Source organism: Sulfurihydrogenibium sp., from assembly GCF_027448985.1.
In the GTDB taxonomy this organism is placed as follows: domain Bacteria; phylum Aquificota; class Aquificia; order Aquificales; family Hydrogenothermaceae; genus Sulfurihydrogenibium.
In genome coordinates this window covers 1-7,283 of the sequence record NZ_DAIDMN010000072.1, presented here as the reverse complement: position 1 = coordinate 7,283, position 7,283 = coordinate 1, and the positions used below count along the sequence as shown (strand labels likewise).

8 protein-coding genes, 1 tRNA gene and 1 pseudogene are annotated in these 7,283 nt (G+C 31.9%); 7 read left to right on the top strand and 3 right to left on the bottom strand.

The annotated features are described in order from the left end of the window. From murF to rlmB, 3 genes are all read right to left on the bottom strand, one after another. The coding region (murF, locus tag NE054_RS06470) for a UDP-N-acetylmuramoyl-tripeptide--D-alanyl-D-alanine ligase (protein ID WP_297889952.1) at window positions 1–1,189 on the bottom strand (1,189 nt) is incomplete at its 3' end. Next, window positions 1,186–1,797: a class I SAM-dependent methyltransferase gene (locus tag NE054_RS06465; protein WP_297889951.1), complete on the bottom strand. Its 612-nt coding sequence runs from the start codon at window positions 1,795–1,797 to the stop codon at window positions 1,186–1,188. The genes NE054_RS06465 and murF, both read right to left, overlap by 4 nt. Then, a complete protein-coding gene (gene rlmB / locus NE054_RS06460; protein WP_297889950.1) occupies window positions 1,794–2,537 on the bottom strand; it encodes a 23S rRNA (guanosine(2251)-2'-O)-methyltransferase RlmB in 744 nt (247 codons plus the stop codon). The genes NE054_RS06465 and rlmB overlap by 4 nt, the downstream gene beginning before the upstream one ends. 71 nt (window positions 2,538–2,608) lie before the next feature. Between rlmB and NE054_RS06455 the strand changes: the two genes are divergently transcribed. From NE054_RS06455 to NE054_RS06425, 7 genes and pseudogenes are all read left to right on the top strand, one after another. After that, a complete protein-coding gene (locus NE054_RS06455) occupies window positions 2,609–2,833 on the top strand; it encodes a DUF2905 domain-containing protein (protein WP_297889948.1) in 225 nt (74 codons plus the stop codon). After that, window positions 2,833–3,843, top strand: coding sequence for a tRNA preQ1(34) S-adenosylmethionine ribosyltransferase-isomerase QueA (queA, locus tag NE054_RS06450; protein WP_297889953.1), 1,011 nt, complete (start codon window positions 2,833–2,835; stop codon window positions 3,841–3,843). Before NE054_RS06455 ends, queA begins: the two co-directional genes overlap by 1 nt. A gap of 59 nt (window positions 3,844–3,902) precedes the next feature. Further along, entirely contained in the window at window positions 3,903–5,219 is a 1,317-nt protein-coding gene (locus tag NE054_RS06445; protein ID WP_297889946.1) for a sensor domain-containing diguanylate cyclase, read from the top strand. Next, window positions 5,188–6,021: a 4-(cytidine 5'-diphospho)-2-C-methyl-D-erythritol kinase gene (locus NE054_RS06440; protein WP_297889944.1), complete on the top strand. Its 834-nt coding sequence runs from the start codon at window positions 5,188–5,190 to the stop codon at window positions 6,019–6,021. Before NE054_RS06445 ends, NE054_RS06440 begins: the two co-directional genes overlap by 32 nt. A 4-nt stretch (window positions 6,022–6,025) precedes the next feature. After that, window positions 6,026–6,098 (top strand) — tRNA-Gln (locus NE054_RS06435). 29 nt (window positions 6,099–6,127) lie between these two features. After that, the gene (locus NE054_RS06430) at window positions 6,128–7,063 is read left to right on the top strand and encodes a ribose-phosphate pyrophosphokinase (RefSeq protein ID WP_297889942.1); all 936 of its coding nucleotides are present in this window, start codon (window positions 6,128–6,130) and stop codon (window positions 7,061–7,063) included. Between the two features lie 11 nt (window positions 7,064–7,074). Then, window positions 7,075–7,283 (top strand): annotated as a pseudogene (locus tag NE054_RS06425) (hydroxyacid dehydrogenase); the annotation flags it as partial.

Genomic DNA, 7,283 nt, shown 5'->3' with positions numbered 1-7,283 from the left:
TTGTAGTGTGTTTAACTACTTTTTTCCCTTGTAGTTCGTCGTAAATGTATTTTGTTTCTTCACCGTAAAGAAATACGTAATCTATGTTTGTTTTTAGTATCTCTTTTCCTATTTCTCTATGGAGTTTTTCTGAAAGTTCTCCAAGCTCCAGCATATCTCCTAACACAAGTATTTTTAAAGATGGTATTTCATTTAGTGTTTCAATCGCATTCTTTACAGATAATGGATTTGCGTTGTATGAATCATCAATTATAGTTATATTTCCTACTTTTAAGATGTTTCCTCTTCCTTGTGGTTGTTTAAAATCTTTTAAAATTTGAAGATTTTTTATAGGGTCTAATCCTAAATGGTAAAGAATACCTGCAACCGCTCCAATGTTTTTAAATACACCTTTGTTGTATATTGGTATTGTTAAATCTATTTTTTCGTTTTTATACTCTACTAATCCAGATGTACCTTCTTTTGTTATTCTTATATTCTTTACTTTTATATCTCCTTCTTCTCCAAATGATATGTATTTTTTTAGTTTATCTTTGTAATGGTGGAAAAGGTCAAAAGGTAAAACGTGGAAAGAAGACCTATTAAATATCTCACCTTTTCCTTTGATAATGTTTTCAAAACTACCAAACTTTTCTACATGAGCGTGTCCAACTGAGACTAAAACACCTATATCCGGATTAACTATCTCATTTAGGTAATCTATATCTCCAACTTTTCCAGCCCCCATCTCTACTATAGCTACATCTGTATTTTCCGGGGTGTTTGCAAGAGTTAAAGGAACACCTATTTCGTTGTTGTAGTTTCCGGATGTAGCATAGGTTCTGTAGAAGTTTGATAAAACAAAGTTAGTGAGTTCTTTTGTAGATGTTTTACCACTACTGCCTGTAATACCTATTACCGTATTTATTTTTTGTCTTTTGTACTTTGCAATGTCCTTTAAAGCTTGGTATGTATCTTTTACTAAGATACCGTTTTTTAAACTAACAGCTCTTTCTGATAAGTATCCTAAAGCTTTGTTTTTTAACGCATCTTCTATAAAATCATGACCATCTCTACTACCTTTTAAAGGAATAAAAAGAGTGTTTTCTAAAATCTTCCGGCTATCAATAGAAAAAGATTTTATCTCTTCATCCTTCTCTAAATTTAGAATTTTACCGTTTACTATTTTTGCTATTTCTGATAACCTCATTTTCTTCCAACCATCAAAAAAATAGGATATTCTTTTATCTGCCCTTCTCTTTCTTTTTTAACTGTATATGCAATATCGTATTTGACATCCTTAAATCCTGCATTTTCAAACATTGATTTTAAAGTATATAAATCAAAGCCAAATTGTTCTACTCCTTCGTTGTCATCGTGGAAAGTCCCGTCCTCTTTAACTAAGTCTGCAATTGCAATATATCCACCTTCATTCAGTAGTTTATAAAATTTTTTTAATATCTGTTGTGTATCCTTTACGTGGTGTAAAGACATTGAGCTAACTATTACATCAAATTTTTCATTTAAATCTTCTTTTGTCAAATCTATATTGAACACTCTTACGTTGTTTAAATTGTTATCTTGGGCTTTTTTTGTAAATACTTCACACATTCCTTTTGATGTATCAACTCCCACCGCTTCTTTTACATCATCTAAAAGAAAGAACGTTAAAAGTCCAGTCCCACATCCAAAGTCAAGTAGTTTCATATCTTTGTTTAAAGGAATATGTTTTTTTATTGTGTTTGCTACATTTTGGGCAATATTGACTCTCATAGGTTTTTCATCCCATGTTAAAGCTGCCATATCAAATTTACTCATGTCACTGCCTCCTTCTTTTTGAATATTTCCCATAAAGCTATCGCTGTAGCGTTTGAAACGTTAAAAGATGTTATTTTACCTTTCATTGGGATTGATGCTACTATATCTGCCGTTTCCAAGACAGATTTGGATACACCCTTACCTTCTGAGCCAACAACCAAAGCAAGTGGAAAAGGAAAATCTACATCATTTATATTTTTCCCTCCTTTTTCAACAACCACAACCCAACCACCTTTTTTCTTGAATTTTTCTAGTGTATTCCTTAAACTTCCAACTTTTGCTATAGGAAGGTAAAAAACTGCTCCGGTAGACGCTTTTACTACAACCTCGTTTATTGGACTTGACCTTTCTTTTGGTAGTACAATTCCACCAACTCCCAAAATCTCCGCTGTTCTCATTATACTTCCTACGTTTTGTGGGTCCGTTATGTGGTCTAAAACAAGTAAAATTCCTTTTTCTTTTATTACTTTATCTATCAGTTTATCTTCGTTCCAGTATTGAATAGGGCTTACTAAGGCAACTACTCCTTGGGTTTTTTTTGTTCCAGCTAACTCTTCAACTTTCTGTCTTGGAACTTTTTGGACTTTTACTTTTTTTTCTTCTGCAAGTTTTAAAAGCTCTTTTGGTGGATGGGAGTCATGAGCTACCAAAATTTTCTCTAAATTTCTTCCGGATTTTAACGCTTCTACAACCGGATTTCTTCCCCATATTACCAGTTTTTCAGTCTTTTCTTCTTTCAATCAATTCTCCTTGATATAATTTATTATCAGTGATAAATTATCCTATCATAAAATTTTGAGAATAGGTAGTAATGGAGAGTTTAGGGAAAATTTTGATATTTTTAGGTTTTTTAATAATGGTTGTTGGAGTTTTATTTTTGTTTTTTGAAAAACTGCCTTTTAATATAGGAAGGCTTCCCGGAGATATATTGATTAAAAAGGATAACTTTACATTCTACTTTCCTTTAACCACATCTCTTTTAATAAGTGTTGTAATATCATTAATATTTCTTTTAATCTCGAAGTTGTCAAAATGATTAGATTATCGGATTTTGATTATTATCTACCAAAAGAACTTATAGCAAAGTATCCGGTTGAACCAAGAGACAGCTGTCGTTTGATGGTTTTAAACAGGAAAACACAAACGATAGAGCACAGAATATTTAGAGATATAGTAGATTACCTTGAAGAAGGAGACCTTTTGGTTTTAAACGATACAAAGGTAATTCCAGCAAGACTCATTGGAAAAAAAGAAAAATCAGGAGCAAACATTGAAGTGTTCCTTTTAAAACCTGTTGAAGACGATGTATGGGAAGCTCTTATAAAAAATATCAGAAGACTAAAAGAAGGAGACAGAATATTTGTATCAGATGATTTTTACATTGAATATCTATCACGGGAAGAAGATAAAGGCTTTATAAAAATTCACAGTAAAGACCTTAAAGAAGATTTGGAAAAATACGGGCATATCCCACTTCCACCTTACATAGAAAGACAAGATGAAGAGAAAGATAAAGAGCTCTATCAAACTGTTTTTGCAAAAAAAGAAGGCTCAGTAGCATCTCCTACAGCCGGACTTCATTTTACCCAAGAACTGTTAGAAAAGATAAAACAAAAAGGTGTAAATATTACCTACATAACTCTTCATGTTGGACTTGGAACCTTTAAGCCGGTAAAAGAAGAAGACATAACAAAACATAAGATGCACGAAGAGTTTTACAGTATTCCCCAAGAAACATTAGAATTGATTAAACAAACAAAAGAAAAAGGTAAATCTGTTATAGCAGTTGGAACTACAGTGGTTAGAACTTTAGAAAGTTACGGTTTAACCGGAAAAAGAGAAGATTACACAAACATATTTATATATCCACCCTTTGAGTTTAAGTTAGTAGATAAACTTATAACGAATTTTCATCTACCAAAATCAACTCTTATTATGCTTGTTTCTGCTTTTGCTTCAAGAGAGTTTATAATAAAAGCATACAATGAAGCTGTAAATCAAAAGTACAGATTTTTCAGTTACGGTGATGCTATGTTTATAATATAAAAATATTTTTTCATGTTAAAATATTTTTTACACAAATGGGGATTAATAGGATGAAAAAAATGCCTTACAAACTTTTAGAAAATTTTAAAAAGCATATCAGAAAGACATATTGGGAGGAAAGTACAAAACAGATAGGTAAAGAGATTTACCAGATAATTTCTGAGTTTGAAACTTTCTATGAAAAAAGCATATCGATATCAATACTATCTGTTGAAGATAAAATTTATCTTAAAAGGTTTGTAAAAAATTACATAAAAAGGTACATGCTTAGATATCCGGATGAAACTTATATAAAAACTGTTTATACAGCAGGAAAAAGACTTTTCTTAAAAGGTTTTACAGATGAGGTTGTGATAGAAGTTTACAAAATACTTTTTAAATCTGTTGACCACAACGAAATTTTAAGAGAAAAGGTAAATTTTGACTTTCTAATATTTTTAAGACCTTTTGTAAACTACTCTCTTGAAGAAGAGAAAAAATTGATAAAAGATAGTAACGTTGAAATGATATTTTCCATTCAAGAAGCGGCTAAAATCCATATAGAAAATAAAAATAAATTTTTAAAAGCGATTATGGACCAAGAAGAAGAGAGTATTAAAAATATTCCACCTTATGATAAGTGTGAGTTTTCAAGGTGGCTTGAATTAAACGGTAAGAATTTATTAGAAGAAAACTCTTACGAAGATGTTGAGTACTTTCATAAACTTTTCCACAATAAATTGGAGAAGATAAAAAAGATTTTTAAGGAAAAAAATCCACATTACAGTCTTTCGGTTTATATTCTGTTGAAAGATTTAGAAAACATCTCTTTAAAACTGTTATACCTTTTAAACAAAAAATCCTTAGACAGCATTTCTTCAATAGCCCTAAAAGATTCCTTAACCGGCTTTTTTAACCGGCATATTCTTGATACTGTATTAGCAAAGGAAATCAGTAGAATGAAAAGGTATAAATATAAAACGGTATTACTAATGATGGATTTAGATAACTTTAAAAAAGTTAACGATAATCATGGACATCTAATTGGAGATGAAGTTTTGATGCATTTTTCAAGAGTTGTTAAAACTAATCTAAGAGAATCTGATTATGCCTTCAGATACGGGGGAGAAGAGTTTTTAATTTTACTTCCCCATACAGATTTGGAAGGTGCAAAGATAGTTGCAGAAAGAATAAGAAAACAGGTAGAGAATTACAACTTTCCCGTTGTAAAACGTGTAACTGTTAGCTGTGGTGTTAAAGAGTTGACTAACTTGGATAATCCATACCTTGACATAGAAGAAGCTGATAGATACCTTTATATAGCAAAAAGAACAGGAAAAAACAAATGTGTTTACGAGGGAGTTAATGATAACATTAGAATCTCCAGCAAAAGTTAATATAGGTTTGTGGATAGAAGGAAAGAGAGAAGATGGTTATCATAACATATTTTCTTTTTTCCATACTGTTGATTTTTACGACAGGATAAAAATAAGTCCTTCAGCTTTTTTAAAAGTAAAATGTTCTTTACCTGAGGAAGATTTACAAGAAGAGAAAAATATTGTTTATAAAGCTGTAGTATTATTTGAAGAGGCTACCGGAATAGAGCAAAATTGGGACATTTTTATAGAAAAAAACATTCCTGTTGGAGCTGGATTAGGTGGAGGAAGTTCAAATGCAGCATCAGTTTTAAAGTTCTTAAATCAGTATCATAACCATCCTTTATCTGAAAAAGAAATCTTAGATTTAGCTGTAAAAATCGGTGCAGATGTACCATTCTTTCTAAAAGGTGGTTTTGCTTTAGCTGAAGGTATCGGAGAAAAACTAACTTTTTTTGATGAAAGTTTATCTGAAGATATTTTTATAGTATATCCAAATGTGAAATCAAATACAGGAAAGGTATACTCCAAAGTAAACGAAAATATATTGACAAATAAGGAGCAGTTGAATATAATATTAAACCTGATAAAGGAATACGGTGTTAAAAAGTTATTTGAGATAGCTGAAAACAAACTTGGTGATATTGCAAAGCAAATGTATCCGGAAATTGAAGAAGTCTATAACTTTTTAACATACTCCGGATACAAACCATACATAAGTGGTAGTGGAAGTAGTGTTTACTGTATAGGTACTCCTTCTGAAGAAGTAGAGATAGCTTGTAAGGTAAGAAGTTGGAAGTTGATAAAAACAAGATTCAAATAAACACTGGGGAGTAGTTCAGCTGGCAGAACACCGGTCTTTGGAACCGGGTGTCGGAGGTTCGAATCCTCCCTCCCCAGCTAACATTTCATATATCCGGAGGAACTCGTTGAGTAAAGTCTTAAAACTTATCAGTGGAAATGCCAACAAATCCTTAGCCAAAGAAATCTCTGAATATTTGGAAACTTCTTTAGTTGATGTTCTTTTAACAAGATTTAGTGATGGAGAGATAAGAGTTCAGATAAACGAAAACGTCAGAGGAGCTGACGTTTTTGTAATCCAAAGTCTTACATATCCGGTAAACGATAACATAATGGAACTACTTCTTCTATTAGATGCTTTAAAAAGGTCATCTACCCATAGAATTACAGCAGTTATACCTTACTTTGCTTACGCAAGACAAGACAGAAAAGACAAACCAAGAGTTCCTATAAGTGCAAAACTACTGGCTGATATTATTCAAAAAGCCGGTGCAGATAGAGTTTTAACTGTTGACCTTCATTCTGCTCAAATACAAGGATTTTTTGACTGTCCTGTTGATAACATATACGCCTTACCTGTTATTTATGAATATCTTAAAGCAAAGAATATAGATGACTTGGTGATAGTATCTCCGGATGCAGGTGGAGTAGAAAGAGCAAGGATGCTTCAAAACAGACTTGGTGGTAATCTTGCTATAATATACAAAAAAAGACCTGCTCCAAATGTAGTAGAAACACTTGATGTAATAGGAAACGTAGAAGGAAAAAATGCAGTTATAATAGACGATATAATAGACACAGCGGGAACAATCGTTGCTGCTGCCGATATGCTTAAATCCAAAGGTGCAAAATCAGTAATAGCTGCTTGTACTCATCCAGTTTTTTCAGGACCAGCAGTTGAAAGACTCAAAAACTCTGCCATTGAAGAAGTAATAGCAACAAACACAATTCCAGTTGAAGGAAAAGAGTTTGATAAACTAACAGTTCTATCCGTTGCAGAATTAATCGGTGAAGCGATAAAAAGAATCAACATAGAAAGTTCTGTAAGTTCATTGTTTATATAAAGGTGAAAGTTATGAAGTTAGCCATATTAGACGCTCTGACTTTAGGAGAAGATGTAAACTTAGATACATTTAAAGATTTTGGATATTTAGAGATATACCCCATCACAAAAACAAAAGAAGAGACAGTTGAAAGAGTAAAAGACAAACACATCATCATTACAAATAAAGTTGTAATAGATAAAGAAGTTATGGATAGCGCTCCATATCTTAAACTCATCTG